Origin of the sequence: Geothrix alkalitolerans (assembly GCF_022808885.1) — a bacterium.
Lineage (GTDB): Bacteria > Acidobacteriota > Holophagae > Holophagales > Holophagaceae > Geothrix > Geothrix alkalitolerans.
Genome location: NZ_JAKZLE010000008.1, coordinates 38,117 through 62,426, shown reverse-complemented (window position 1 = coordinate 62,426; position 24,310 = coordinate 38,117). Strand labels below are relative to the sequence as shown.

Sequence of the window (24,310 nt, the reverse complement as noted above, 5' to 3'; positions counted from 1 at the left end):
GGGCCGCCCGCGACCGGAGGGTCAGATCCGGTTCGAGGAAAGCGACCCCTCCGGAGGTGCCGGGCCGGCACATCTTTCCCTGATCTCATCGACGCTTTTTTCCTCGGAAAAGCCTTTCTCCATGGCGCCATCCGAACGGGTGCCTTAGGATTTGAATGCCATCCGGAGTGCATTTGCCGAACGAGCGTTCCCACGGTCTGGATCTCAAGGGCTTCATGCTCAAGATCGACCGTCTCGATGCGATCGGCCGCCTCCGGAACGCCGAACGGCGCATCCAGGCCCTGGAGCAGCGTGTGTCTGAGCTGAGTCTGCTGGACGGGGTCACCGGCCTGCCTAACCATCGGCACTTCGCGGACCGGCTGTCCCAGGCCCTGCTGGTGGCCCAGCGGCACGGGCACATCGTCGCCGTCCTCCTCCTGGACGTGGACCGCTTCAAGCGCGTGAACGACCTGCTGGGGCACCCGGGGGGCGATGAGGTGCTGCGGCTCCTCGGCCAGCGCCTCCAGGAAGCCCTGCGCCAGGGCGACACGCTCGCCTGCATGGGTGGCGACCGGTTCCTGGTCCTGCTCCAGGAGATCAAGGATGTGGTGGCCGCGGCCCGGGTGGGCCAGAAGCTCCTGGAGGCCCTCCAGGTGCCCTTCCACGCCGGATCCCGGGAGATCGACCTCACCGCCAGCATCGGCGTCTGCGTCTTCCCCAACGACGGCATGGACGCCCACATCCTGGAGGCCCACGCGGAATCCGCCCTGGTCCGCGCCAAGGAGCGCGGCGGCAACCGCATCGAGTGCTTCACCAGCACGCTCAACGAGGTCTCCCTCGAGCGGCAGGAGCTGGAGAGCTGCCTGCGGAGCGCCCTGCAGAACGGCGAGCTGCAGATGTACTACCAGCCCCAGTTCTTCATGGACGGCCGCCTCGCGGGCGCCGAGGCGCTGATGCGCTGGAACCACCCGCTGCTGGGCGCCGTGCCCCCCGTGAAGTTCATCCCCCTGGCCGAGGAGAGCCGCCTCATCCTGCCCATCGGCGAGTGGGCGCTCCGCGAGGCCTGCGGCCAGATGGCCCGGTGGCAGGCCATCAGCCCCTCTCCGCTGATCCTCGCCGTGAACGTCTCCGTCCTCCAGTTCGCCAACGGAGATTGGGATGCCTGCGTGGCCCGTGCGCTGGCGGATACGGGCCTCGAACCGGGCTGCCTCGAGCTGGAACTCACCGAGAGCCTCGTCATGCGGCAGGGCCACGAGGACCTGGCGCCGCTCCACCGGCTGCGGGAGATCGGCACGCGGATCGCCATCGATGATTTCGGCACGGGCTACAGCTCCCTGGGCTACCTCCAGCGCCTGCCCATCACCACCCTGAAGCTGGACCAGTCCTTCATCGCCGCGCTGCAATCCGAGGATCCGGCCCTCTCCTCCGACGCCATCGTGCGCGCGGTGATCCAGCTCGCCCACAGCCTCAACCTCACGGTGGTGGCCGAGGGCGTGGAGACCGAGGTCCAGCGCGACGCGCTGGAGCTGCTCGGCTGCGACTGCCTCCAGGGCTTCCTGCTGGGGCGGCCCCAGCCGGCGGACGCCTTCGAGGCCATGCTGGAGTTCATGTCCACGAAGCAATTCCTGAGGAAGGCCGCCGGGCGGCCCCGGGAGGAAGCAAAGGTTCCTCAGGGGGCCCCGACCGGCCGCGGACGGGGCTCCCGCTAGGGCCGCCCTGCTCCCGTCTCCGCGGGCCACCGCACGGGGCCCATCGCGCACGGCGCCTGGAAAAAACATAATGTGACGGCTGCAAACGCCCTGGCAGGGGACAATCGACCGGTCCTTGTGCCTCCGGACCGAAGGGACCCTCCCCGGGCCCCGGAGCCAGGCGCCACCCCGCGGTGCCTTCACAAGGTCCACACCCGCCGAGGCCCCCATGCAGCGCCGCACCATCGACGTCGACGAACGCCTGCCCCTGCTGCAGACCGCGCCCCTGAGCCTCCAGCACCTGTTCGCCATGTTCGGCGCCACGGTGCTGGTGCCCTTCCTCTTCAAGGTGAACCCGGCCACCTGCCTGCTGATGAACGGCGTGGGCACGCTGATCTACCTGGCCGTGGCCAAGGGCCGCATCCCCGCCTACCTGGGCTCGAGCTTCGCGTTCCTCTCGCCGGTCTTCGCCGTGCTGGCGGCGGGCCTCAGCTACTCCGCCGCACAGGGCGGCTTCATCGTCTTCGGCCTCATCTTCATGCTGCTCTCCCAGGTGGTGCGCGTGGCGGGCACCCGGTGGATCGACATCATCTTCCCCCCGGCCGCCATGGGCGCCATCGTGGCCATCATCGGCCTGGAACTGGCCCCCGTGGCCACCAACATGGCCGGGCTCACGGCCGGTCCCGCCGTGCTGGGCATGCCGCTTCGGCTGGCCCTGGTGGTCTCGCTGTCCACCCTGGCGGTGACCATCCTGGCCTCCATCCTCCTGCGCGGGTTCCTGGCGGTGATCCCCGTGCTGCTGGGCGTCATCGCGGGCTACCTGATCTCGCTGGGGCTAGGCGTGGTGGACCTCCAGTCCGTGCGCCTGGCGCCCTGGTTCCAGGTGCCCACGCTTTACGCGCCCACCTACAACCTCCAGGCCATCCTCATCATCCTGCCCGCCGCGCTGGTGGTGCTGGCGGAGCACGTGGGGCACCTCGTCGTGACCGGGAACATCGTGGGCAAGGACCTGATGAAGGATCCCGGCCTGCACCGCTCCCTCCTGGGCGATGGCATTTCGAACGTGCTGTCGGGCCTCGTGGGGGCCACGCCCAACACCACCTACGGCGAGAACATCGGCGTCATGGCCATCACCAAGGTCTACAGCGTGTGGGTCATCGGCGGCACAGCCGTCATCGCCATCCTGGTCTCCTTCTCTGGCAAGCTGGCGGCCCTCATCCGGAGCATCCCCGTGCCCGTCATGGGCGGCGTCTGCATCCTGCTCTTCGGCGTCATCGCCGCCGCGGGCATCCGCATGCTCATCGAGAAGCAGGTGGACTACACCCAGTCCCGCAACCTGATCCTCACGTCCGTGGTGCTCATCAGTGGCATCAGCGGCGCGGCCGTGAAGCTGGGCACCGTGGAGCTCAAGGGCATGGCCCTCGGGACGGTGGTGGCCATCATCCTCAGCCTGCTCTTCTGGGGCCTCGACCACCTCGGCCTCAGCAACGACACCGAAACGCAATCCTGATCCCTCCACCCCTTTCGAGGAGTACCGCATGGAACGGTTTTTTGGCCTGAAGGCCAAGGGCACCACGGTGGCCACGGAGGTGCTCGCGGGCACCACCACCTTCATCTCGATGGCCTACGTGATCTCCCTGATCCCCAACGCCTTCCTCAAGGTGGCGGGCATCGCGCCAGCGCAGGGCTTCACGGCCTTCGTGATCTGCGCCATCCTCTCGACGCTCATCGGCGCCTTCTACGCGAACCTGCCCATCGCCTTCGCCTCGGGCATCGGCCTCTCGGCCTTCTTCGCCTTCACCGTCTGCGCGCCGGCCAACCAGGGCGGCATGGGCTACACCATCCAGGTGGCCCTCACGGCCCTGCTGCTGGAGGGCCTGGTCTTCATCGCCCTCAGCGCCATGAAGGTCCGTGAGGCGTTCATGGACGCCATCCCCTTCTCGCTGAAGAAGGGCATCTCCGTGGGGATCGGCCTCTTCATCGCCATCATCGGCTTCGTAGATTCCGGCGTCACCCAGGTGGGCCTGAAGTTCGAGCCCGACACGATCTTCCCGGTGCTGAAGAACGATCCCTCGGCCCTCTTCGGCCTGCACGACGTGAACAACCTCTTCATCGCGAAGTTCTGGGACCACGGCCACCTCACCCCCGCTTTCTGGTCCGTGGTGGGCCTCTTCCTCATCGCTGTGCTGGTGGCCAAGCGCGTGAAGGGCGCCATCCTCCTGGGCATCCTGGCCATCACCCTGGCGGGCCTGCTGCCCGTATCCTTCGGCGGCGGCTTCACCCACCTGCCCAAGGGCACGCTCTTCCAGATCCCCAGCTGGCCGAAGATGTTCCAGTACGACTGGAGCTGGACCAAATCCCTGGGCGGCATGATCAACATCTTCATCATCCTGTTCACCCTGCTCTTCGTGGACATGTTCGACACCATCGGCACCCTCATGGGCATCGGCGCCCAGGGCAAGCTGCTGGACAAGGAGGGCAAGTTCCCGGGTGCGTCGAAGGCCTTCATGGCCGACGCCGTGGGCACCACCTTCGCCTCCATGTTCGGCACCACGGCCATCACCGCCTACATCGAGAGCGCCTCGGGCGTGGCCGAGGGCGGCAAGACGGGCCTCACGGCCCTGGTGGTGGCGGGCTGGCTGGCCCTGGCCCTCTTCCTCTCGCCCCTCTTCCTCATGGTGCCGCTCCAGGCCACGGCCCCGGCGCTCATGATGATCGGCTTCTTCATGCTGTCGGAGATCAAGGAGATCCGCTTCGACGACGTCACCGATGCCATCCCCGCCTACCTGGCCGTGGTGGTCATGCCCTTCACCTTCTCCATCGTCAACGGCATCGCCCTCGGCATGATCGCCTACACCGTGCTGAAGGCCGCCACCGGGCGCTTCAAGGAAATCAACCCGATCATCCTCGTGCTCTCGGCCATCTTCCTCCTCAAGCTTCTCTTCCTGTCCGCCTAGGACCTCAGCCCCACCCCGGAGACTCCATGACCAAGCTCGCCCTCGCCCTCCTCGTGGCGGCCGCCCTGCCTCTCGGCGCCGCCGACTGGAGCGACACCTTCATCGGCTACCGCACCGGCACCCAGTTCCGCGAGCCCGGCATCGACGGCACCGTGAAGAAGAACATCCTCCAGCTGGGCCACGTCAGCGGCTGGGCCTACGGCACGAACTTCTTCAACGTGGACATGCTCATGTCCGACCGGAACGACCCCACCGCCAGCGGGAACAGCGGGGCCAACGAGGTCTACGCCCTCTACCGCGGCTCCCTGAGCCTGGGCAAGCTCACCAAGACCGACCTGAGCTTCGGCCCCGTGCGCGACATCTCCCTCACCGCCGGCTTCGACTTCAATGCCAAGGACAACGCCTTCGCCTCCAAGAAGCGCTTCCTCGTCGCCGGGGCCACCTTCAACTTCAAGGTGACGGACGGCTTCTTCGACCTGGGCCTCCTGGCCTGCCACGAGCAGAACTACAACGGCATCGTGGGCCGGTCCGTGGACTACGACACCACCTACTACATCACCGCCGCCTGGGGCATCCCCTTCCAGATGGGCCAGGTGGGTGCCGAGTTCAAGGGCTACGCCAACTACGAGGGCGCCAAGGGCAAGGACGGCTTCGGCGTGGAGACCAAGCCCGAGACCCTGGCGAACCTCTCGCTGCTCTTCGACATCAGCCCCCTCTTCGGCACCAAGAAGAAGGTCTACGTGGGCCCCGGCTTCGAGTACTGGAACAACAAGTTCGGCGGCCCGAACAACGACGGCCCCGCCCCCGCCACCAACAAGCGCGTCACCGCGCCCATGGCCCAGCTGCAGATCCACTTCTGAGACCCGCTAGACTATCCCAGCGCGCCTATAGCTCAGGTGGATAGAGCAGCGGCCTTCTAAGCCGCAGGTCGCTGGTTCGAGTCCAGCTAGGCGCACCAGCGCCTAGCTGGACTCGGGCCAGCCCCGGCCACGCAGACGTGGCCGGGGTCCAGCGTCGAGAAACATCGGCGGCCCGGTAGGCCATAGGCAGAGGGCCGACTTGATGTCGGCCCGGCGCCGTCATGGCCGGGGCCAGCCGATGGCAGTTCGAGTCCAGCGTGAAGTGGGTCGGCGCCCACCAAGTGCGCCTAGCTGGACTCAGACCGCGTGAAGGGACTTCAGGTACGCCGCCATGGCCCGATCCGCTTGGCTGATGTGCTGCTCGAGCCAGGCCCCCAGGTCGGCCAGCGCCTCCCGGCCGACGGGCTGGCCCTTCATCCGCCGGTACTGGATGTCGCGCACCCGGAGGACCACCTCCTGGTGCTGGTTCGCGTGGGCGACGCGTTCAGGGAACCCCGCCTCCTTCATGAGGCTCTCTTCGGTCTGGCAGTGCTTGATGAGGTGCCGGGCCAGGGTGGCCAGGGGCTCGTCCGGGAGGTCGCCCGACGATCCGGCCCCGAGGGCAACGGCCAGCCGGGCCAGGTCCTGCAAGAGCTCCCGGTGCTGCTGGTCGATGGCCTCCAGCCCGGTTTCGAGCTGCGGGCGCCAGCGCGCAATGGGGGGCGCCGTCCGGGTGGCAGGGGCGGGATGCACGGGCAAAGAATACCAGAGCATCGGGAAGCCTCGCGGCAGGGTGCGAATCCAGCCTCTGTTGGTCGGCCCCACCGGCCGAAGGAGATTGGATAAAATCATCCGCCCATGCCGACCGCTCCCTCCCTCCTCCTCGATCCGGAGTTGACTCGCTTCCTCACGGGAGGCCTCTCCATCAATGCGGGTTCGGCGAGTGCCGCGGGCGTCCCCAGTCTCTGCCGCGCCTTCGGCTGCCGGGTGGATCCGGGCCCGGGCCGCCTCCGGCTGTTCTTCGCCGGACCCCAGGCCGTGGACCTCGTCCGGGACGCCACGCGGAGCGGGGCCCTGGCCGTGGTCTTCAGCGAGCCCCCCACGCACCGCACCATCCAGATCAAGGGGCAGGACGCCCGGCTCGAGCCCCTCGTCGACACCGACTTGGCCTGCGTCACGGCTTACCGGGCGGCCTTCGCCCAGTGCCTGGTCTTCCTCGGTTTCACGGAAGGCATGGTCCGGACCCTGCTCGACTGCCCCGACGAGGCGCTGGTGGGCCTGAGCTTCACGCCCTCGGTGCTCTTCAACTCGACGCCGGGGGCTCAGGCCGGGACGCCGCTGACCTCGGCCCCGACCCCGCCTCGGGCTCCGGGGGGCCCATGATCCCCGTCCGCGCCCTCCGCGACTGCCTGGATGGCGTCATCCCCGGCGTGGTCTCCACCTGCGCCGCGGACGGCACCCCCAATGTGGCCTACATGTCCCAGGGCCAGTACCTGGACGACGGGCACCTGGCCCTCTCCTACCAGTTCTTCAACCGCACCCATCAGAACCTGCTCGCGAACCCGCGGGTCACCCTGGGCCTCATCCATCCCCAGACCGCACAGCAGTACCGGCTGCACCTCGTCTACGAGCGCACGGAGACCCGGGGCCCCGTCTTCGAGTCCATGAAGGCCAAGCTGGCGGGCATCGCGTCCCACACTGGCATGAGCGGCGTGTTCCGCCTCCTGGGCTCCGACATCTACCGCATCGAAGGGGCGGAGGTGGTGCCGGGAAGCACGCTGCCCGCCCCGTCCCCCCTGGTGGATCCGCTTCTGGCCCTGCGCACCTGCATGGCGCGGCTGCCCACCAGCCCCGATGCGGAGTCCCTCCTGGATGCGCTGCTGGACGGGCTCCAGGCCCACTTCGCCATCGAGCACGCCCTGGTGATGATGCTGGACCCCCGCCGGGACCGGCTCTACACCGTGGCCAGCCGCGGGTACGCCACTTCGGGCGTGGGCTCGGAGATCCCGGTGGGCGAGGGCGTCATCGGCGTGGCCGCCCGGGAGCGAGCCCCCATCCGCATCTCCCACGTCACCTCCGAGTACGCCTACGGCCTCGCCATGCGCGAGGGGGCCGAGCGGCAGGGCATGGGCGACCGGCTGGAGACCGAGATCCCCTTCCCGGGCCTGGCCTCCCCCGGCAGCCAGCTGGCCGTCCCCATCCCCGGGGCCCAGGAGCCCCTGGGCGTGCTCTTCGTGGAGAGCCCCACGGAGATGCGCTTCACCCATGCGGAGGAGGACGCCCTGGTGGCCCTGGCCACCCAGGTGGGCGGCCTCTTCCGGCTCTTCCTGGCAGAACTGGAGCTGGGTGACGAGGCCCAGCCCGGCCTCGCCCGGGAGTCCCGGCCCCAGGGGCCGCCCCTTCGGGTGCGGCACTACGCCGCCAATGACAGCGTCTTCCTGGGCGACGACTACCTCATCAAGGGCGTGGCGGGCAACATCCTCTGGACCCTCCTCCAGGATCACCAGGCCCTGGGCCGCACGCACTTCAGCAACCGGGAGCTGCGGGCCGACCCCCGGGTGCGCCTGCCGGACCAGAGCGACAACCTGGAGGCCCGGCTGGTGCTCCTGCACCGCCGCCTGGCGGAGCGTGAGGCCTGTGTGCGGCTGGAGAAGACGGGCCGCGGGCGCTTCCGGCTGCTGGTGGCCCGGCCCCTGGAGCTGGAGGACATGGACACCGGCACTTGACCGAGACCTGCCCTTTCTTAAAACCTTCTTAAAGCCTTGCTAATTCTTTCTTAAATGTGGAAAAAACATATAAACCTACGCTCAGGAGTGCGATAAACACCTCATCGGGATTCGACCCGACCCCTTCCCTGTTGAGGTGATTCATGACCCTGCTTCGCGCCCTCCCCTACGCCCTCCTGGGCTTCGTCCTGGCCCAGGCCGGCACACCCGCCCAGACCAAGCAGATCCAGCACGGGGGCTACCTGGTCACCATCGCGGGCTGCCACGACTGCCACACGCCCCTGAAGATGGGCCCCAAGGGCCCCGAGCCGGACATGACCCGCATGCTCTCCGGCCACCCTGAGGGCCTGAAGATGCCCCCGGCCCCGAAGCTGACCGAGGCCCCCTGGGGCTGGGCGGGCTCCCTGACCATGACGGCCTTCAGCGGCCCCTGGGGCGTGAGCTACGCCGCCAACCTGACGCCGGACAAGGAGACGGGCCTGGGCAGCTGGACCGAGGCCCAGTTCCTCCGGATGGTGCGCTCGGCCCGCCACCTGGGCCAGGGCCGCGCCATCCTGCCCCCCATGCCCATCCAGAACCTCCAGAAGGTCAACGAGGCGGACCTGAAGGCGATCTTCGCCTACCTGCAGTCCATCCCGGCCGTGAAGAACAAGGTGCCCGCGCCCGAAGCGCCCGCGCCCACGCCCATCCCCATGCACTGAGCCGGAGCCCTGCCGTGCGCCCCCTCCTCCTTCTGGCCCTCCTGGCCCTCGGCGCCCTGCCGGGGCTCGCGAAGCCACCCGCCCCGCCCCGCCTGCTCTCCCAGACCGGCCTCTACGCCGCGCCGGGCGTGGTGGCGGCCCGGAACCTGGCCTACGCGCCCCAGTACCCGCTGTGGACGGATGGCGCGGCCAAGGCCCGGTGGATCCACCTGCCGGCGGCCATCGACGGCCGCGACGAGGTGGGCTGGGTGTTCCCCGTGGGCACCAAGGCCTGGAAGGAGTTCGCCTTCGGGGGCCGCAAGGTGGAGACGCGCCTGCTCTGGAAGACCGGGCCCGCCACCTGGATCTTCGCCAGCTACGCCTGGAACGAGGCCCAGACTGACGCCGTCCTCGTGCCCGAGGGCGGCCTGCCGGATGCCGCCGAGGTGGCCCCGGGCCTGCGCCACGCCATCCCCTCCCGCTCGGACTGCCGCGACTGCCACGGCCAGGAGCAGGTGGAGATCCTCGGCTTCACGGCCCTCCAGCTCTCGCCGGACCGCGATCCCGGCGCCCTCCACAGCGAGCCCCTCCGGCCCGGCCTGATCACCCTGAAGGACCTGGTGGCCCGGGGCCTCCTCCAGGGCGCCCGGCCGGACCTCCTGGCCCGCCCGCCCCGCATCGCGGGCGATCCCCCCACGCGGTCGGCCCTGGGCTACCTCCAGGCCAACTGCGCCACCTGCCACCGGGCGGACCGGCCCATCCCGGGCCTGGAGCTGGATCTGCGCCCCGCCCACGCTCTCCGCACGGCCCTGGCCCCCGGCAGCTTCCCCGTGCCCAACCAGCCTGAGAGCCGCATCCTCAGCCCCGGCCACCCGGAGCGCAGCGCCCTGCTGCACCGCATGGGCAGCCGGGACCCCATCGCCCAGATGCCGCCCCTGGGCACCGTGCGGGTGGACCAGGCCGCCGTGGACCATGTCCGTCGCTGGATCGCCGAGCTGCCCCTCCAGCCGTCCCACTGACCTTCCCTCCCGATCCCCTTCCCATCCCCGACACCGGAGGTCCGCATGAGCCTGTCCCCCACCCCCACCCGTCCGGAGCTGCTCGCGGCCATGCTGCGCATCCGGGCCTACGAAGAGAAGATCGTGGCCTTCCATGCCGCGGGCCCCTTCCCCAATGTCTGCACCTCCGTGGGCCAGGAGGCCGCCGCCGTGGGCGTGGTCTCCGCCCTGCGCGCCGAGGACCAGATCCTCACCAACCACCGCAGCGCGGGCCACCTGCTGGCCCGCGGGGCTGACCCCGGCCGCATGCTGGCCGAGGTCATGGGCCGCAGCACGGGCTACTGCCAGGGCCGCAGCGGCACCTTGCATATCTCCGTGAAGGAGCTGGGCGTGGTGCTCACCTCCACCATCGTGGGCGGCGAGCTGTCCCTGGCCCCGGGCGTGGCCCTGTCGCGGGCCATGCTGGGCGGCGAGGGCATCGTCGTGTGCTTCTTTGGCGACGGCGCGGCCTGCGAGGGCATCTTCCACGAGTCCCTGAACCTGGCCTCGGTCTGGAACCTGCCCGTGCTCTACGTCTGCGAGAACAACCAGTGGCAGGCCTTCGTCCACCGCAAGGAGACCATGGTGGGCGACCACGTGGCCCCGTGGGCCGCCCCCTACGGCATCGACAGCCTCACCGTGGACGGCAACGACGTGGAGGCCGTGCGCAAGGCCGCCCTGCACGCCGCCGCCCAGGTGCGCGAGACGCGCCGGCCCTTCCTGCTGGAGGCCTGGACCTACCGTCAGCGCGGCCACATGGAGCCCCACGACCAGTCCTACGTGGATCCCGCGGAGCTCGAGGCCTGGATGGCCAAGGATCCCATCGCCCGCCTGGAGGCCCGCCTGCTGGAGGCCGGCGAGCTCACGACGGACGGCCTCGAGGCCCTCCACGCCCAGGCCCGCCAGGCCATCGAGGAGGCCGCCGCCTTCGCCGCCGCCTCCCCCTATCCCGATCCCGCCGACCTCGCCACCGGCGTCTACGCCTGAGGAGCCCGACCCATGACCCAGATGATTCAGATGACCTTCCACGACGCCGTCGAAGCCGCCCTCCACGAGGAGATGGCCCGCGACTCCCGCGTGCTCATGTTCGGCGAGGGCACCGCCACCAAGCGCAAGGGCCTGCTCAAGGCCTTCGGGCCCCAGCGCGTGCGCAACACGCCCCTGGCCGAGGGCATCATCGCCGGCACCGCCGCCGGGGCCGCCGCCACGGGCCTGCGCCCGGTGGTGGACCTGCTCTTCGCGCCCTTCCTCTGCTTCGCCATGGACGAGCTGGTGAACAGCGCGGGCAAGCTGCGCTACATGTCCGGCGGCCAGTTCTCCTTCCCCATGGTGGCGCTGGCCATGACCGGCGGGGGCTGGAGCGTGGGCGCCCAGCACAACCACAACCTGGAGGCCTGGTTCGTCCACGCGCCTGGCCTGAAGGTGGTGATGCCCGCCACGCCCGCGGACGCCAAGGGCCTCATGAAGGCTGCCATCCGCGACGAGAACCCCGTGCTCTTCTTCATGGACATCGGCCTGGCCTTCGCACCGGGCGAAGTGCCGGAGGCCGACGAGGTCGTCCCCCTCGGGAAGGCCGCCGTCCGCCGCGAGGGCTCGGACGTCACCCTCATCTCCTACGCCAAGACCGTCCACACCTGCCTGGCCGCCGCGGAAGCCCTGGCGGCCGAGGGCGTCTCCGCCGAGGTGATCGACCTGCGCACCCTCAAGCCCCTGGACGAGGCCACCCTCCTCGCCTCGGTGCGCAAGACGGGCCGCGCCGTCCTCGTCCACGAGGCCAGCCGCCTCTGCGGTGTGGGTGCCGAGGTGGCGGCCCTGATCGCCGAGCAGGCCTTCGAGGCCCTCAAGGCTCCCATCGTCCGCCTCACGGGCCCGGATGCCCCGGCCCCCTCCAGCTACCCCCTGGAGCAGGCCTTTGCGCCGCAGGCCGACGCCATCGCCGCGGCGGCCCGGCAGCTGGTGGCACGAACCTTGGAGGCGGCGCCCATCTGGTGAGGGCTACAGCCCGAGGACAGCCACCCGCGGCTGCCCCTGGGCATCCGCGACGAACCGGATGGTGGAGTGGCGCCGGTTTCGCTCCGCCAGCGCCTGCACCATCTTGGCCTGTCCCAACCCGAACTCGAACAGGAGGTGCCCCCCTGGTTTCAGGAAGGCCGGCGCCTCCTGCAGGAGCCGCGTGAAGATCGTGATCCCGTACGGGCCGCCGTCGAAGGCCGCCCTCGGTTCATGCTCAAGGAGGCCGGCCAGGGTGGCCTCCAGCACATGGGAAGGAATGTAGGGCGGGTTCATCACCACCAGGTCCATGGTGCCTTCCAGGCCTTCGCCCGCGAGGGCCGCGAAGAGATCCCCCTGGGCGACCATGACCCGATCTTCCAGGCCGAGTCGAGCCACGTTCGCCCGAGTCAGGCGGACGCAGGCGTCCGATATGTCCGCGGCCCACGCCCTCACGGAGGGCACCCCCAGCGCCGCAATGCAGGCCAGATTCCCCGCCCCGCAGCCCATGTCGATCATCCGCAGCTCCCGCTCCGGTGCCTCGGCCGACCGAGCGCGGAGGAGGGCCAGGACTTCCCGTCCCAGGATCTCCGTCTCCTCTCGGGGGACCAGGACATCCTCGCCCACCAGCAGGTCCACTCCCAGAAAGCTGTGATGGCCGGCCGCAAGCAGGGCAGCGGGGGTCTGGTCCCCAGCGGAGTTCGCGGAGCTGGCGCTTTCACCCATCTGGTCGTCTTTCATCGGTTCCTCCCTGGCCATGCCAGAAGCTTTCTGTCGTCGCGGGTGGCGGGCCTCAGCCTCCGGTCAGGCTGGACCGGTCTCCCCGCCCCTCGAGGACGTCCACGATCCGTCGCCCCAGGAGCGGAGCGGCCTTCGCGGCGAAGGTCCGGGAGGGATGGGCATTGGTGGGTCCGTCGGCATGGGCCGGCTTCAGGTACAAGCCTCCCTCGGTCTCCAGGTCGCGGAAGTCCCACACGAAGATGTTGTCGCCCTTCTCGTCCCAGGTCTCCTTCACCCAGGTGGCGAACTGCCGGGCGCGCTCGGCCTCTTCCGGGGTGGTGGAGGCCTCTGTCAGCGCCGGACCCGTCCACACGATGAAGGTCGTGTGGGGGAACTGGTGCATGCGGGTCTTGAGGGCCTCGTACTGCAGGCGGTAGTTGGCGAGGGTCTTCTTCGGGGAAGCCACGTTGGGGGCTCCGTCCTCGGGCAGGACCCGGCTGATGGGGAAGCAGTGCTTGAAGACGATGACGTCGTGGGACGCGACGAGGTCGTCCAGGTTCGGCTCCTGCCGGTCCCTCGCGGCCCCGGCGTGGGCCACCCACAGGTTCCAGTAGTCGTAGGGGTTGTTCTCCCAGGGATAGCGGTCGTGCACCAGGAGCCGGAACACCCGGGTGGGGAGCATCCGGTCCAGCCGGGTGTGCCCGCCGTTGGCCATCGGATACGTCATCTCGGTGATGGCGTAACGCGTGCCGTGGGTCGCGTTCCAGGTCTGGAAGAACTGGGGCAGACCCGCATCCCAGATGGCCTCGCCGGTGCTGTGGTGCAGGAAGAGGATCCTTGAGGCAGGTTCGTGCGGCACGGCGCGCTCCTTGGGTTGGGCGGCTCCGGAGGTCCCCACCCCGGGGGAGCAGGTCAGGAGGAGGGCCGCCACCACGGGAAGGAAGCTCCTCCTGATCCACACCAGGATGGGTTTCGGGGGCGGGAGTCCGGGCATCGCGGTCATGGGGAGCCCTCCAAGGAGGCGGTAGCCGAATCAGCGGCCCGCGAAGGCCGGCGTTCCAAGGGAGGTCATGTCGAGGGGAGGGGTCCGCAGGTAGTACGTCGACCGCTTCTTCTGGGTGAAGTCGTCGAAGGCGCGCTGCACCTGGTCGGACGTCATGTCCAGGGCCGCGGCCGTCTCCTCCACGGAAACCTGGTTCTCCAGGGCGTACCAGAGCAGGTCCATGATCCTGAACGGGATGCGGAAGAAGAACTCCTCCTGGGTCGAGGGGGCGCTGTACGTATCCGAGGTCGGGGTGCGTTTCTGGATGACCTCGGGGACATCCAAGTGGCGGGCGAGCTGGTACACCTGCGTCTTGTAGAGGTGGACGATGGGCATCAGGTCCACGCCGCCATCGCCGTATTTCACGAAGAACCCCTGGTCGTGCTCGTTCTTGTTGGGCGTCCCGATGACCGCGTAGTTCCTCAGTTCGGCGTGGTAGTAGAGCATCGCCGTGCGGGTTCGCTGCTTGAAATTGGACGCAGCCACGATCTGGGCCAGCTCCGCGGGGCGCAGCCGCGCGCTCCTCTCCTCGCCTTCGGGGGTGATGATCGTCAGGGAGAAGACGTTCAGCGTGCCCTGGTCCAGGAGCCCCGGGGGCAGGACGATCTTGGCCTTGTAGCCGGCGCTGGCGTCGTACTCGGGGAAGACCCGTGCGATGGCCTCGTCCCGCCGCTGGTAGCAGGCATACCCATCCAGCGCCGGCGTGATGACCTCCAGCACGGGGGTGACGCCGAAGTGGGCCGCCAGCATCCGGGCAAGATCCTCCGAGGCTGGATCCGAGTCCTTCTCCGGCAGCAGGAGGGGCACCACCCGCTCGGGCCCGAAGGCCTTGACGCAGAGCGCCAGGCAGACGGAGGAATCGATTCCCCCGCTGATGCCGAGCACGGCGCCCATGCGGTGGAGGCCCCGCATGTTCTCCCTCAGCCACTGCACGATCCGATCCGTCTCGGCGGCAGCATCGATATCCAGGACTCGCGGGTTCATGGGCATGGGCATTCCTCAGGAACAGACGCCCCGACCGATCACGACCTTCACGTCGTCGTCATCGTCCAGGGGGTGGGCCGGCACGAATCCGGACAGGAACTGCGCGTCCACGAGCTGGGTGGAGATGATGCCTGCCAGGGCCATGTCGTCGGTCTCACCCAGGCCCTGACCCCGCCGGGCCTTGGCGACCAGATGGTCCACGGCCGCGGGATTGAAGAAGCCCGAGGCGCGGATGGCGGAGGACGAGAGCAGCTCCTCGAGGTAGTCCGGAGGCGAGTCGTTGAAGAAGGCCCGATGGATCGGGGCGCGGTAGGGCTGCTTGGGCCGGTCGGTGATCTCGGCGGGCAGCCACTCGCGGCTGACCTCCTTCAGCAGGTACTTCTCCTTGAGGCCACGAAGCTTCAGGTCCGGTGGGAGCCGGTTGCAGAAATCAACCACCCGATGATCCAGGAAAGGGAACCGTCCCTCCACCGAATGCCCCATGGCCACCCGGTCGCTCTGGGAGGACAGCAGGTACTGGGACAAGAAGATGGAGATCTCCAGGTACTGGGCCCGGTGAAGGGGATCCCAGCCGTCGAAGCCGGCGGGGAAGGCCGGATCCAGATGGTCGCCGGAGCCGGCGGCGCGGATTCGATCCGCCAAGTCGTCGCTGAAGAAGCGCTTGGCCCGGCTGGTGGTGCGCCAGCGGAGGCTGTGGGAATAGCTGGAGGAGGCGGTTTCCTCCAGTCCCAGGCCGAAGAAGGCCGTCGCATAGGCCGACCCGCCCTGGGTCAGCCCGGAGATCCAGGGGTAGATCCGGCTGAACAGGGCCGGACGGAGCTTGGAGTCGGGCTGGGCCGCCCAGAACCGGCGGATCTTGGCTTCCTTGAACAGGTCGTAGCCCGCCAGGAACTCATCGGCCCCCTCGCCCGTGAGGACCACCTTGAACCCCTTCTCCCGGACCAACCCGGACAGGAGGAACATCGGCGCCGGAGAGGTTCTGAGAAGCGGGGTCTCCGCGTGCCAGACCACCTCCGGGAACACCCTCCCGATGTCGGCATCGGAGGCGTGAACCACGTGGTGATCGGTGCCCAGGTGCCGGGCCATCCGGGTCTGGAACCCGCTTTCGTCGTAGTCCGCGTCCGAGAAGGAGATCGAGAAGGTCTCCAGCGGGCTCGCCGTGTGGTGGCGGATGATCGCGGTGATGGTGGAGGAATCCAGCCCCCCGCTCAGGTAGGCGCCCACGGGCACGTCCGCCCGCAGCCGGATGCGCGTGGCATCGATGAGGAGCTCCCGCAATTCCGAGGCGTACTCATCCTTGGAGCGCACGGCCTCGGGGCGCCCTTCCGGGAAGGTCAGCTGCCAGTAGGGTTCCAGGGCCACGCGGCCTTCCTGCAACCTCAGGAAGTGGCCCGGCGGGACCTCCTCGATCCCCTGGAAGAAGGACCGCGGCGAGAGGGGGCTCCAGAAGGTGAAGATCTGATCCAGCGCCAGGGGATCCGCGGCGGCCACCACACCGGGGGCAGCCAGGAGCGCCTTGATCTCGGAGCCGAACACCAGGCGGCCGTCGGCGAAGGTGTAGAACAGAGGCCGCACGCCCAGCCGATCCCGGGCCAGGAACAAGGCGCGGTTCCGCGTGTCCCAGATGGCGATGGCGAACTGGCCGTTGAATTTCGCCAGGCATCCCGGACCGTACTCTTCATAGGCGTGAAGGACCGTTTCCGTATCGCAGGCGGTGGCGAACCGGTGCCCCCGCCGCTCCAGCTCCTGGCGGAGCTCCGGGTGGTTGAAGATCTCCCCGTTGAACACGATCCAGAGGGTGCCGTCCTCGTTGGAGATGGGCTGCTGGCCCGTGCTCAGATCGATGATGCTGAGCCGCGCGCTGCCCAGGGCCGCGTGGTCATCCATGTAGATCCCGAACTGGTCCGGGCCCCGGTGGCGGATCATCCCCAGCATGCGACGCAGGATCGAGGCCTCGGCCGGGGGTTCCCGGTTGAGCGCGCAGATGCCCACGATGCCGCACATGGACGCTCCTACCGCAGTCCGAGCCGGCTGACCTTCCCGGAGGAGGTCATGGGCAGGTCGGTCCTGAATTCGACGTATTTCGGAACCATGAAATCCTCCAGGTGCGCCCGGCAATGGGCGATCACCTGGGCTTCCGTCAGCGGCGTCCCGTTGGCCACGACGAAGGCCTTCACGACCTCTCCGGCCGTGGGGTCGGGAACGCCCACCACCACGGCGGTGACACCGGGGAGCATGTGAAGGACGTTCTCCACTTCCTTGGGCGCCACCTTCTCCCCGCGGCTCTTGATGATGTCGTCCTTCCGGCTGAGGAAGTAGAAGTAGCCTTCGGCGTCCTGGCGGAACAGGTCCCCGGAGTAGCAGAGGCGCTCGCCCGGGATGGGGCCCGGACGGAACCTCTGGGCCGTCGCCTCCGGGGCCTCCCAGTAGCCGCGCATCACATGCCGGCCGCGCACCACCAGCTCCCCCGTCTCGCCCGGTCCCAGGCGCCGTCCGGATTCGTCCTCGATCCAGGCCTCGGTGCCGGGAATGGGGATGCCGACGGAGCCGGGCCGGGTGGCAAGCTGGTCCGGGGGCAGGTAGAGGGTGCGCTTGGTCTCGGTGAGGCCGTACATCGAATAGAGCGCCACGCCCGGGAAGGCCGCCTGCAGCTCGAGGATTCGGCCGGGCGGCAGGGAGGCCGCGGTGTTGGTGAGGTAGCGGAGGCTGGAGGTGTCGTAGGCGCGAAGGTCCTTCTGGACCAGCATGGCGAAGATCGTCGGAACCCCGGGAAATCCGGTGGGGCGCTCCTCCTGGATCTGCTGGAGGATCACGGTCGGGTACATGAAGGACCGCTCCAGCACCAGCGTCCCGCCCATCTTGAACGCCATCAGGAGCTGGTACAGGCCGTAGTCGAAGGACAGGGGCAGGGCGCTGAGGATGACGTCCTCCGCCCGGTTCTCCAGGTAGGTCATGATGGCGGTGCTGGCGAAATCCACGTTGCTGTGATCGCACATCACGCCCTTGGGTTCGCCCGTGCTGCCCGAGGTGTAGACCAGGCAGGCCAGGTCCAGGTCGATGTTGCGCAGGGGCAGGGGGGTTGCCGGCGCTTCGGCCAGGATCTCCTCGAAGCGCCGCAAGCGCGGATCCGCGGGCATCTCCTGCGCGCCGCAGAGGATGCCCAGGGAGAGCGAGGGAACGGCCTCCCAGCCTCCGGACCGCTCCTGCATCAACAGCGCCTTGGCACGGCAATCGTTCAGGATGTAGGCCAGCTTCTCCGCCTTGGTGGAGGCGTTGATGCACACGAAGGTCCCGCCCGCCTTCAGCGCGGCGAAGATCCCGACCACCGCCTCCACCGAGTTGGGCAGGTGGAGGGCGACCCGGTCGCCACGGTCCACCCCCGCCCGGACGAGGGCGTTCCCGAGCCGGTCCGTCATGTCATCCAGCTCCGCGTAGGTCAGCCGCCGACCATCGCACACCAGGGCGACCTTCTGCGGGAAGCGGGCGGCCGAGCGGGTCAGGAATTCGTGGACAAGCACCCGGAACCCCTCATGAATGGCCCGCCAGCTTGCTGGTGATGAACGAGCTCAGCCGGCTCACGGAATCGAAGTTGCTCGGCAGGAGCTCATGGTCGGCCACCGCGATGCCGTACTGCTTCTCCACGAAGGTCACCAGTTCCATGACCCCCAGCGAATCGATGATGCCTTCCCGGAGGAAGGAGGCGTCATCTCCGTACTTGAAGCCCTGGTCGCTGAACAGGAAGTTCCGCGAGATGAACTCGCGGAGCTCTGGGGCGACAGCATTGGGGTCCGCGACCATGGTCTTTCTCCTTGCCTTCGGTGTCCTTGGATTGGGATGCTCGGGGCAATTCGTTCCTGGCATCAGCATTCACAGAATGTATGCTTGTTTTACAGTTATTCAATAGATTTGACTATTGAAAAAACGGTTCCACTATTTATCATCCACGTGAATGTGCCAGTTCTTTTCTCTCCAGATTCTGGAGGAGTTGCCAAACTGCAAGCCCCGCCCCGATCGGGCCTTCTTCGCGATCCGGGGCGCCCCCAGGGGGATCCATGCTCATCGTCAGTTCCGTGCGGAAATTCTACAATCGCCTCCGCCTCTGGCAGCTCAGGAGGGCCGGCCTGACCCTTCCGGACGATTGCAAACTGGGGGGACTTCCGGACTTCGGCTCAGAACCCTACCTGGTCACCATCGGGCACCATGTGGCCATGGCCGCGGAAGTCTGCTTTCTCACGCATGACGGCGGCACCCATGTCTTCCGCAACCAGGAGCGCTACAAGAAAGTCATCAAGTACGGCCGGATCACGGTGCTGGACAACTGCGTGATCGGCCAGCGGGCCATCATCCTTCCCGGCGTGACCATCGGCCCCAACTCCGTGATCGCCGCGGGATCCGTCGTGACGCGGAACATCCCCCCGAATGTCCTGGCCAGCGGGAACCCCGCCAAGCCCGTCATGTCCATCCATCAATACGCGGAGTGGTGCCTGGCCGCGACGCCGGACTACGATCCGGCGGAGTACCAGCGGGACAAGAAGGCCTTCCTGCTGAAGTTCCCGATACGGGGGTCGTCCCGGGCGCCCGGGGCCGGATCGGAGCCCGGATCAGAGGCGCCTTCCGGAGAATCCGAGTCGACCTGAAGGGCGGCCTTGGGCTGATTCGCTGGACGCCAGACCCTGGCCACGCCCGCGTGGCCAGGGCGAGTTCGAATCTCGCCGACAGGCTCCGACGGCCTGACCGACCCACTTGGGCTGATTCGAACTGCGCCTGGCTTCGCCAGCCGCCGGCCTTTCTCCGGCAGGACATCTAGTCCTGCCTCCGAAAGTCCACTCGACGCTGGATCCTGGCCACGCCCGCGCGGCCAGGGCGAGTTCGAATCTCGCTGACAGGCTCCGACGGCCTGACCGACCCACTTGGGCTGATTCGAACTGCGCCTGGCTTCGCCAGCCGCCGGCCTTTCTCCGGCAGGACATCTAGTCCTGCCTCCGAAAGTCCACTCGCGAGTTCGAATCTCGCCGACAGGCGATTGTTGGAACCCATTGGTCGGAGCGGCGAGATTCGAACTCGCGACCCTCTGCTCCCAAAGCAGATGCGCTACCAGGCTGCGCCACGCTCCGATGGATCCAGTCTACTTACTTTCCGCCGATGGCGACGCTGCGGAGGTTGAGACCGGCGCGCTGGAGGTCGAAGATCTTCGAGGCGAGGCCCACCATGAGCTGGATCTCCATGTCCTCGCGGCCACGCTTGGTGGCGCCTGCGGGAGGGATGGCGATGAGGTCGTTGGGGGTGCGGGACTTGGACCACGTCAGGTCCATGGCGAAGGAGATCTTCTTGTCCTGGCTGGCCAGCTCGCCGGCGATGTGGGACATGAGGCCGTCCCCGCCGTAGCCGAGGCGGAGCCAGCCCGGACCCTCGAAGCCGCGGCTGCTGTTGGTGAGGTTCACGGCCTGGAGCTTGTTTCCGGCCCCGTAGGTGAAGTCCATGCGGGTGTGGATGCCCTGCTCGTCGTTCCGGAACTCCAGGCGCTGGGGCATCTGGGTGGCCTTGTCCACGATCACCTCCAGGCGGCCCCGCTTCCAGAAGCCCAGGCTCTGGGCCATGCTCTGCTCGCGGCGCTTGGCATCCCAGGGCTTGGTGGGGGCGTTGAAGACGAGGTGCTGGAGGGTCCGGCCGCCGCCGGTCTCCTCGCCGGCCAGGCTGGCCTTGAAGGTGGGGGCGTCGATGTAGACGGCCTTGATGTCGTTCAGGGTCTGCCGGAACCAGGACATGTAGGTTCGCGGCGCGTCGGACGGGGGCGGCTCCACCCGGGTGGTGTAGGCATTCTGCTCCTTGCTGTACAGGAAGCCCCGGGTGCCGCGGCGGGTGTAGAGCAGGTTGCCGAAGTCCCCGGCCAGGTCCGTGCGGAAGTCTCCGTTGGCGAAGTAGGTGCCCCGGAGGCGGAGGTTGGCCTGGCCGCCCTGGCTGTTGCCCTTTACCTGGCCCTGGCTGAGGCTGTCCACCTTCTGGTTCACGGCGGCGCCGCTGAGGGCCACCCCGAGGGTGCCCTGCATCTCCACGGAGGTGATGCCCTGGTAGGGCTGGCCGAACCACCCGGCATCCACGGCGTCGAGCACCTGGAGGAAGGCCCGGCGGGCGGCTTCGGAGGTGGGTTCGGCCTTCGGGGTGGCCTTCAGGGTGGGTTTGGGAGCAGGCTTGGCCGGGGCCGGGCCCTGGGCAGGCAGCAGCGACGCGGTGAGCAACAGAGGCAGAACGGTGTGGCGCATCAGATCTCCTGACTCATGAACGGGAGTGCCGGGGAGCGGCCTTGGGTTCCGGCCGGTCCTTGGCATAGCAGGCCCGGCAGAGAGCCTTGGCGGGATCCTCGGGCACGAAGGGCAGGTACTCCTGGGCCCCGCAGGTGGCGCAAGTGATGTGCGTGAGCACCCGGGTGGCCTCCTTCCCCCCCTTCCGCTTGTAGGTGAAGGAGCGGCGGTAGCAGTCGGGGCAGAGGTAGAACTTCTGGCCGGTCTCCACCTTGAAGCGCATCCCGCACTCGGCGCAGATCTTCTCCCGGGGCGACTTGGGGTCGGGAGGCGCCACGGGCGCCCGCTTGGTCAGCCGGATCGGGGCCTGGCCCGGCCCGCGCGTCGCCTCCGGCGCCGCGTCCCCGGAAGCGGGGTCTTTCGAGGGTTTCAGCCCTTTGATCATCGTTGTATGGTCCTACTGCGGCGCGGGCCGGAAGGTTTAGGGTACCCCATCGGGTATTCCGGGGCGAGTTCCGGTCCCGGCGGGGTGATGGCATCCTGGGCCCATGCCTTCTGCCGCCGATCTCCTGGAGCCCCTGCGCCGCGGGGAGCCGCGGGCGCTGGGCCGGGCCATCTCCTGGATGGAAAATGGCCACCCCGAGGCCCGGGCCCTCATGGCCCGCCTCTGGCCCCACCTGGGCGGGGCAGTCGTGATCGGCATCACGGGATCCCCCGGCGCCGGCAAAAGCACCCTCACGGACCAGCTCGCCCGCGCCCTGCGCGCGGAAGGTCAGCGGGTCGGCATCCTGGCCGTGGACCCCACCTCGCCCTTCAGCGGCGGGGCCATCCTGGGCGACCGCATCCGCATGCAGCGCATCGCCGCCGATCCCGGCATCTTCATCCGCAGCATGGCCACGCGCGGGGCCCTGGGCGGCCTGGCCCGGGCCACCCAGGACGCCATCGACCTGCTGGACGCCGCGGGCTTCGACACGGTGATCGTGGAGACCGTGGGCGTGGGGCAGGACGAGGTGGATGTCGTGAGCTGCGTCCAGACCTGCTGCGTGGTGCTCGTGCCGGGCATGGGCGACGAGATGCAGGCCATCAAGGCCGGCATCATGGAGGTGGCGGACCTCTTCGTGATCAACAAGGCCGATCGCGACGGCGCCGACCAGGTGGAGCAGGAGCTGGTGGCCATGAAGTCCATGGCGGCCACACGGCCCTGGGATCCGCCGGTGCTCCGCACCGTGGCCCAGCTGGGCGAAGGCGTGCCGGAGCTGCTGGCGCAGGTCCGCCAGCATGGTGCCTGGCTGCGGGCCCATGGCGGGCTGGCCCGCAAGGCCCGGGAGCGGGCCCGCCTGCGCTTCGAGTCGCTCCTGGCCGAGGCCGCCCTGCGCCGCGTGCGGGAGCACGCTGGCTCCGACCGCCTGGAGGCCGCCATCCAGGCCATCGCCAATCACGCCCAGGACCCCTACACCGCCGTTGCGGACATCCTCGGCGAAGGTTAGAGACTCTCAGGCCCTGGAGATGATCCCGTAGAGCTCCGGCCGGCGGTCCCGGAAGAAGCCGAAGGAGGCGCGGTTCCGGCGGATCTCCTCAAGGTCGAGGTCAGCGGTGATGACGCCGGTGTCCGTGCGGCCCAGCTCGGCCACCTTGTCGCCGCGCTGGTTGGCAATGAAGGAGTGGCCGTAGAAGGTCTGGCCGCCCTCCGTTCCCACGCGGTTCGCGGCCACCACCGGCACCACGTTGGACACGGCGTGGCCGATCATGGCCCGCTGCCACAGATCCTTGGTGTCCAGCTCGGGGTTCTCGGGCTCGGTGCCGATGGCGGTCGGGTAGAACAGGACCTCCGCACCCATGAGCATCATGGCCCGGGCGCACTCGGGGTACCACTGGTCCCAGCAGATGCCCACGCCCAGCTTCCCGAAGCGGGTCTCCCAGACCTTGAAGCCCGTGTTCCCGGGGCGGAAGTAGAACTTCTCCTCGTAGCCGGGGCCGTCGGGAATGTGGCTCTTGCGGTAGATGCCGAGCACGGAGCCGTCCGCGTCCACCATGGCCAGGCTGTTGTAGTGGTGGGGCCCGTCCTTCTCGAAGAAGGAGACCGGAATCACCACGCCCAGTTCCCTCGCCAGGGTCTGGAAGCGCGCGATGGTGGGATGGCCCTCGGAAGGCCGGGCCCAGTCGAAGAAGGCGTCCTTCTCCTCGCGGCAGAAGTACGGGCCCTCGAAGAGCTCGGAGGGCAGGATCACCTGGGCCCCCGTGGCGGCGGCCTCGCGGACGAGGCCCTCCACCCGGGCCACGTTCTCGTCGAGGCTTCCCGTGAAGGCGCACTGGGTGGCGGCGACGCGGATGATGCGAGACTCGGGGCAGGACTCGGCGCTCATCGGACCTCCGGCTGCTGCTGGGTGATGCAGTGGAAGGCGCCGCCGCCGCTGAGGATGGCGCGGGCGGAGCGGCCCACCACGCGGTGGTTCGGGAAGAGCCGCGCCAGGGCGGCCACGGCCTCTTCATCGTAGGGCGTGCCGTAGGTGGGCACCACCACGCTGCGGTTGCCGATGTAGAAGTTCACGAAGCTGGCGGGCATCAGCTCGCCCTCCTCGTCGCGCACCACGCCCGGCGAGGGGATGCGCACCACCTGGAGTCGCCGGCCCCGCGCGTCGGTCATGGCGGCGAGGTCGGCGGCGAGGCGGTCCAGGGTGGCGGCGTTGGGATCGGCCGGGTCCCGGGCTTCCATGCAGACCACCTCGCCCGGCGCCACGAAGCGGGCCAGGGTGTCGATGTGGCCGTCCGTATGGTCGTTCAGGAGGCCCTCGTCCAGCCACAGCACCTTCTCGGCGCCGAGGCCGTCGGCCAGGGCCGCTTCCAGCTCTGTCTGGTCCAGGCCCGGGTTGCGGTTGGGGTTCAGCAGGCACTGGCGGGTGGTGAGCACCGTGCCCTCGCCGTCCACCTCCACGGATCCCCCCTCGAGGATGAAGGCGTGGTCGCGGCGGGGCGCGCCGCTGAGGGCCGCCACGCGGCCCGCCACCCGGTCATCGCCGGGCAGGACGTACTTCCCGCCCCAGCCGTTGAACCCGAAGCAGGCGGCCTGCAGGGCGCCCGCGCCATCCCGAACGAAGATGGGCGCCGTGTCCCGCAGCCAGATGTCGCCCACGGGCACCCGATGGAAGCGCACCCGGTCCGCCACCGGGGCCAGGGCTTGCCGGGCCGCCGCTTCAGAGCCTTCGTCCCCCACCAGGATGTCCAGGGCCTCGCCGCCCTCCCCGGCGATGGCGAGGCAGAGGGCCGTCCACTCCGCCTGGGCCGGGGCCAGGTTCTCCCGCCAGAGGTGGCCGTGGCCGGGCCAAGCCAGCCAGCAGGCGCTGTGGAGATCCCACTCGGCGGGTTGTCGGCAGGTCGGATGGGACATGATGCGGAACCTCTGGAGCGGATGCGGCCCCGGACGGGAGCACCC

Annotated in this window: 23 protein-coding genes and 2 tRNA genes; 13 read left to right on the top strand and 12 right to left on the bottom strand. The window is 68.8% G+C overall.

The features are described 5' to 3' along the window. The first annotated feature begins 173 nt into the window (after positions 1-173). From MLJ35_RS14665 to MLJ35_RS14645, 5 genes are all read left to right on the top strand, one after another. Positions 174-1,688, top strand: coding sequence for a putative bifunctional diguanylate cyclase/phosphodiesterase (locus tag MLJ35_RS14665; protein ID WP_243384942.1), 1,515 nt, complete (start codon positions 174-176; stop codon positions 1,686-1,688). A 208-nt stretch (positions 1,689-1,896) separates the two neighbouring features. Further along, positions 1,897-3,177: a uracil permease gene (gene uraA / locus MLJ35_RS14660; protein ID WP_243384941.1), complete on the top strand. Its 1,281-nt coding sequence runs from the start codon at positions 1,897-1,899 to the stop codon at positions 3,175-3,177. Between the two features lie 28 nt (positions 3,178-3,205). Continuing rightward, positions 3,206-4,624: an NCS2 family permease gene (locus tag MLJ35_RS14655; protein WP_243384940.1), complete on the top strand. Its 1,419-nt coding sequence runs from the start codon at positions 3,206-3,208 to the stop codon at positions 4,622-4,624. A 26-nt stretch (positions 4,625-4,650) separates the two neighbouring features. Continuing rightward, complete coding sequence (locus MLJ35_RS14650) at positions 4,651-5,484, top strand: hypothetical protein (protein ID WP_243384939.1); 834 nt, start codon at positions 4,651-4,653, stop codon at positions 5,482-5,484. Between the two features lie 21 nt (positions 5,485-5,505). Continuing rightward, positions 5,506-5,582, top strand: a tRNA-Arg gene (locus MLJ35_RS14645). Positions 5,583-5,781: 199 nt separating this feature from the next. On the opposite strand, the gene MLJ35_RS14640 is transcribed toward MLJ35_RS14645, so the two are convergent. After that, positions 5,782-6,237, bottom strand: a complete 456-nt coding sequence (locus MLJ35_RS14640) for a bacteriohemerythrin (protein WP_243384938.1) — start codon at positions 6,235-6,237, stop codon at positions 5,782-5,784. Positions 6,238-6,321: 84 nt separating this feature from the next. Between MLJ35_RS14640 and MLJ35_RS14635 the strand changes: the two genes are divergently transcribed. From MLJ35_RS14635 to MLJ35_RS14610, 6 genes are all read left to right on the top strand, one after another. Then, positions 6,322-6,846, top strand: a complete 525-nt coding sequence (locus tag MLJ35_RS14635) for a hypothetical protein (RefSeq protein ID WP_243384937.1) — start codon at positions 6,322-6,324, stop codon at positions 6,844-6,846. After that, positions 6,843-8,189 (top strand): GAF domain-containing protein, encoded by a 1,347-nt coding sequence (locus MLJ35_RS14630; protein WP_243384936.1) that lies wholly within the window; start codon positions 6,843-6,845, stop codon positions 8,187-8,189. Before MLJ35_RS14635 ends, MLJ35_RS14630 begins: the two co-directional genes overlap by 4 nt. A 143-nt stretch (positions 8,190-8,332) precedes the next feature. After that, positions 8,333-8,890 (top strand): hypothetical protein, encoded by a 558-nt coding sequence (locus MLJ35_RS14625; protein WP_243384935.1) that lies wholly within the window; start codon positions 8,333-8,335, stop codon positions 8,888-8,890. 14 nt (positions 8,891-8,904) lie between these two features. Then, on the top strand, positions 8,905-9,888 hold the full coding sequence (locus tag MLJ35_RS14620) for a hypothetical protein (protein WP_243384934.1): 984 nt from the start codon (positions 8,905-8,907) through the stop codon (positions 9,886-9,888). A 45-nt stretch (positions 9,889-9,933) separates the two neighbouring features. After that, a complete protein-coding gene (locus MLJ35_RS14615; RefSeq protein ID WP_243384933.1) occupies positions 9,934-10,893 on the top strand; it encodes a thiamine pyrophosphate-dependent dehydrogenase E1 component subunit alpha in 960 nt (319 codons plus the stop codon). A gap of 21 nt (positions 10,894-10,914) precedes the next feature. After that, positions 10,915-11,898: an alpha-ketoacid dehydrogenase subunit beta gene (locus tag MLJ35_RS14610; protein ID WP_420843051.1), complete on the top strand. Its 984-nt coding sequence runs from the start codon at positions 10,915-10,917 to the stop codon at positions 11,896-11,898. A gap of 3 nt (positions 11,899-11,901) precedes the next feature. Here the strand turns inward: MLJ35_RS14610 and MLJ35_RS14605 are convergent, their stop codons facing one another. From MLJ35_RS14605 to MLJ35_RS14580, 6 genes are read right to left on the bottom strand one after another with little or no spacing between them, the layout of a single operon-like run. After that, positions 11,902-12,636 carry a N5-glutamine methyltransferase family protein gene (locus tag MLJ35_RS14605; protein WP_243384931.1) on the bottom strand — a complete coding sequence of 245 codons (735 nt, stop codon included), beginning with the start codon at positions 12,634-12,636 and terminating at the stop codon, positions 11,902-11,904. Positions 12,637-12,688: 52 nt separating this feature from the next. Further along, positions 12,689-13,618: a hypothetical protein gene (locus MLJ35_RS14600; protein ID WP_243384930.1), complete on the bottom strand. Its 930-nt coding sequence runs from the start codon at positions 13,616-13,618 to the stop codon at positions 12,689-12,691. Between the two features lie 30 nt (positions 13,619-13,648). Further along, complete coding sequence (gene nadE / locus MLJ35_RS14595; RefSeq protein ID WP_243325076.1) at positions 13,649-14,647, bottom strand: NAD(+) synthase; 999 nt, start codon at positions 14,645-14,647, stop codon at positions 13,649-13,651. 9 nt (positions 14,648-14,656) lie between these two features. Then, positions 14,657-16,645 (bottom strand): asparagine synthase (glutamine-hydrolyzing), encoded by a 1,989-nt coding sequence (asnB, locus tag MLJ35_RS14590; protein WP_243384929.1) that lies wholly within the window; start codon positions 16,643-16,645, stop codon positions 14,657-14,659. An 8-nt stretch (positions 16,646-16,653) separates the two neighbouring features. Then, a complete protein-coding gene (locus MLJ35_RS14585; protein WP_243384928.1) occupies positions 16,654-18,159 on the bottom strand; it encodes a class I adenylate-forming enzyme family protein in 1,506 nt (501 codons plus the stop codon). Between the two features lie 10 nt (positions 18,160-18,169). Beyond that, the gene (locus MLJ35_RS14580) at positions 18,170-18,439 is read right to left on the bottom strand and encodes an acyl carrier protein (RefSeq protein ID WP_243295342.1); all 270 of its coding nucleotides are present in this window, start codon (positions 18,437-18,439) and stop codon (positions 18,170-18,172) included. Between the two features lie 254 nt (positions 18,440-18,693). Between MLJ35_RS14580 and MLJ35_RS14575 the strand changes: the two genes are divergently transcribed. Next, positions 18,694-19,278 carry an acyltransferase gene (locus MLJ35_RS14575; protein ID WP_243384927.1) on the top strand — a complete coding sequence of 195 codons (585 nt, stop codon included), beginning with the start codon at positions 18,694-18,696 and terminating at the stop codon, positions 19,276-19,278. Positions 19,279-19,678: 400 nt separating this feature from the next. Here the strand turns inward: MLJ35_RS14575 and MLJ35_RS14570 are convergent. The 3 genes from MLJ35_RS14570 to MLJ35_RS14560 form a co-directional block, all read right to left on the bottom strand. Next, a tRNA-Pro gene (locus MLJ35_RS14570) sits at positions 19,679-19,755 on the bottom strand. Between the two features lie 15 nt (positions 19,756-19,770). Next, positions 19,771-20,901 (bottom strand): hypothetical protein, encoded by a 1,131-nt coding sequence (locus tag MLJ35_RS14565; protein ID WP_243384926.1) that lies wholly within the window; start codon positions 20,899-20,901, stop codon positions 19,771-19,773. A gap of 13 nt (positions 20,902-20,914) precedes the next feature. Further along, positions 20,915-21,325: a hypothetical protein gene (locus MLJ35_RS14560; RefSeq protein WP_243384925.1), complete on the bottom strand. Its 411-nt coding sequence runs from the start codon at positions 21,323-21,325 to the stop codon at positions 20,915-20,917. A gap of 103 nt (positions 21,326-21,428) precedes the next feature. Here MLJ35_RS14560 and meaB point away from each other — a divergent pair, with 103 nt between their 5' ends. Beyond that, positions 21,429-22,367: a methylmalonyl Co-A mutase-associated GTPase MeaB gene (meaB, locus tag MLJ35_RS14555; RefSeq protein WP_243384924.1), complete on the top strand. Its 939-nt coding sequence runs from the start codon at positions 21,429-21,431 to the stop codon at positions 22,365-22,367. A gap of 6 nt (positions 22,368-22,373) precedes the next feature. Here meaB and aguB read toward each other — a convergent pair whose 3' ends face one another. Together aguB and MLJ35_RS14545 are read right to left on the bottom strand one after the other, a co-directional pair. Next, complete coding sequence (gene aguB, locus MLJ35_RS14550) at positions 22,374-23,243, bottom strand: N-carbamoylputrescine amidase (protein ID WP_243384923.1); 870 nt, start codon at positions 23,241-23,243, stop codon at positions 22,374-22,376. Beyond that, positions 23,240-24,265, bottom strand: coding sequence for an agmatine deiminase family protein (locus tag MLJ35_RS14545; protein WP_243384922.1), 1,026 nt, complete (start codon positions 24,263-24,265; stop codon positions 23,240-23,242). Before MLJ35_RS14545 ends, aguB begins: the two co-directional genes overlap by 4 nt. Positions 24,266-24,310 lie beyond the last annotated feature (45 nt).

Excerpts from the sequence above, each read along its gene's own strand:
- MLJ35_RS14610 (WP_420843051.1), top strand. The coding sequence starts at position 10,915 with ATGATTCAGATGACCTTCCACGACGCCGTCGAAGCCGCCCTCCACGAG.
- MLJ35_RS14625 (WP_243384935.1), top strand. The coding sequence starts at position 8,333 with ATGACCCTGCTTCGCGCCCTCCCCTACGCCCTCCTGGGCTTCGTCCTG.
- uraA (WP_243384941.1), top strand. The coding sequence starts at position 1,897 with ATGCAGCGCCGCACCATCGACGTCGACGAACGCCTGCCCCTGCTGCAG.
- MLJ35_RS14615 (WP_243384933.1), top strand. The coding sequence starts at position 9,934 with ATGAGCCTGTCCCCCACCCCCACCCGTCCGGAGCTGCTCGCGGCCATG.
- aguB (WP_243384923.1), bottom strand. The coding sequence starts at position 23,243 with ATGAGCGCCGAGTCCTGCCCCGAGTCTCGCATCATCCGCGTCGCCGCC.
- MLJ35_RS14580 (WP_243295342.1), bottom strand. The coding sequence starts at position 18,439 with ATGGTCGCGGACCCCAATGCTGTCGCCCCAGAGCTCCGCGAGTTCATC.
- MLJ35_RS14635 (WP_243384937.1), top strand. The coding sequence starts at position 6,322 with ATGCCGACCGCTCCCTCCCTCCTCCTCGATCCGGAGTTGACTCGCTTC.
- MLJ35_RS14640 (WP_243384938.1), bottom strand. The coding sequence starts at position 6,237 with ATGCTCTGGTATTCTTTGCCCGTGCATCCCGCCCCTGCCACCCGGACG.
- MLJ35_RS14560 (WP_243384925.1), bottom strand. The coding sequence starts at position 21,325 with ATGATCAAAGGGCTGAAACCCTCGAAAGACCCCGCTTCCGGGGACGCG.
- meaB (WP_243384924.1), top strand. The coding sequence starts at position 21,429 with ATGCCTTCTGCCGCCGATCTCCTGGAGCCCCTGCGCCGCGGGGAGCCG.
- MLJ35_RS14600 (WP_243384930.1), bottom strand. The coding sequence starts at position 13,618 with ATGACCGCGATGCCCGGACTCCCGCCCCCGAAACCCATCCTGGTGTGG.
- MLJ35_RS14605 (WP_243384931.1), bottom strand. The coding sequence starts at position 12,636 with ATGAAAGACGACCAGATGGGTGAAAGCGCCAGCTCCGCGAACTCCGCT.
- MLJ35_RS14655 (WP_243384940.1), top strand. The coding sequence starts at position 3,206 with ATGGAACGGTTTTTTGGCCTGAAGGCCAAGGGCACCACGGTGGCCACG.
- MLJ35_RS14565 (WP_243384926.1), bottom strand. The coding sequence starts at position 20,901 with ATGCGCCACACCGTTCTGCCTCTGTTGCTCACCGCGTCGCTGCTGCCT.
- MLJ35_RS14575 (WP_243384927.1), top strand. The coding sequence starts at position 18,694 with ATGCTCATCGTCAGTTCCGTGCGGAAATTCTACAATCGCCTCCGCCTC.
- asnB (WP_243384929.1), bottom strand. The coding sequence starts at position 16,645 with ATGTGCGGCATCGTGGGCATCTGCGCGCTCAACCGGGAACCCCCGGCC.
- nadE (WP_243325076.1), bottom strand. The coding sequence starts at position 14,647 with ATGCCCATGAACCCGCGAGTCCTGGATATCGATGCTGCCGCCGAGACG.
- MLJ35_RS14650 (WP_243384939.1), top strand. The coding sequence starts at position 4,651 with ATGACCAAGCTCGCCCTCGCCCTCCTCGTGGCGGCCGCCCTGCCTCTC.
- MLJ35_RS14545 (WP_243384922.1), bottom strand. The coding sequence starts at position 24,265 with ATGTCCCATCCGACCTGCCGACAACCCGCCGAGTGGGATCTCCACAGC.
- MLJ35_RS14630 (WP_243384936.1), top strand. The coding sequence starts at position 6,843 with ATGATCCCCGTCCGCGCCCTCCGCGACTGCCTGGATGGCGTCATCCCC.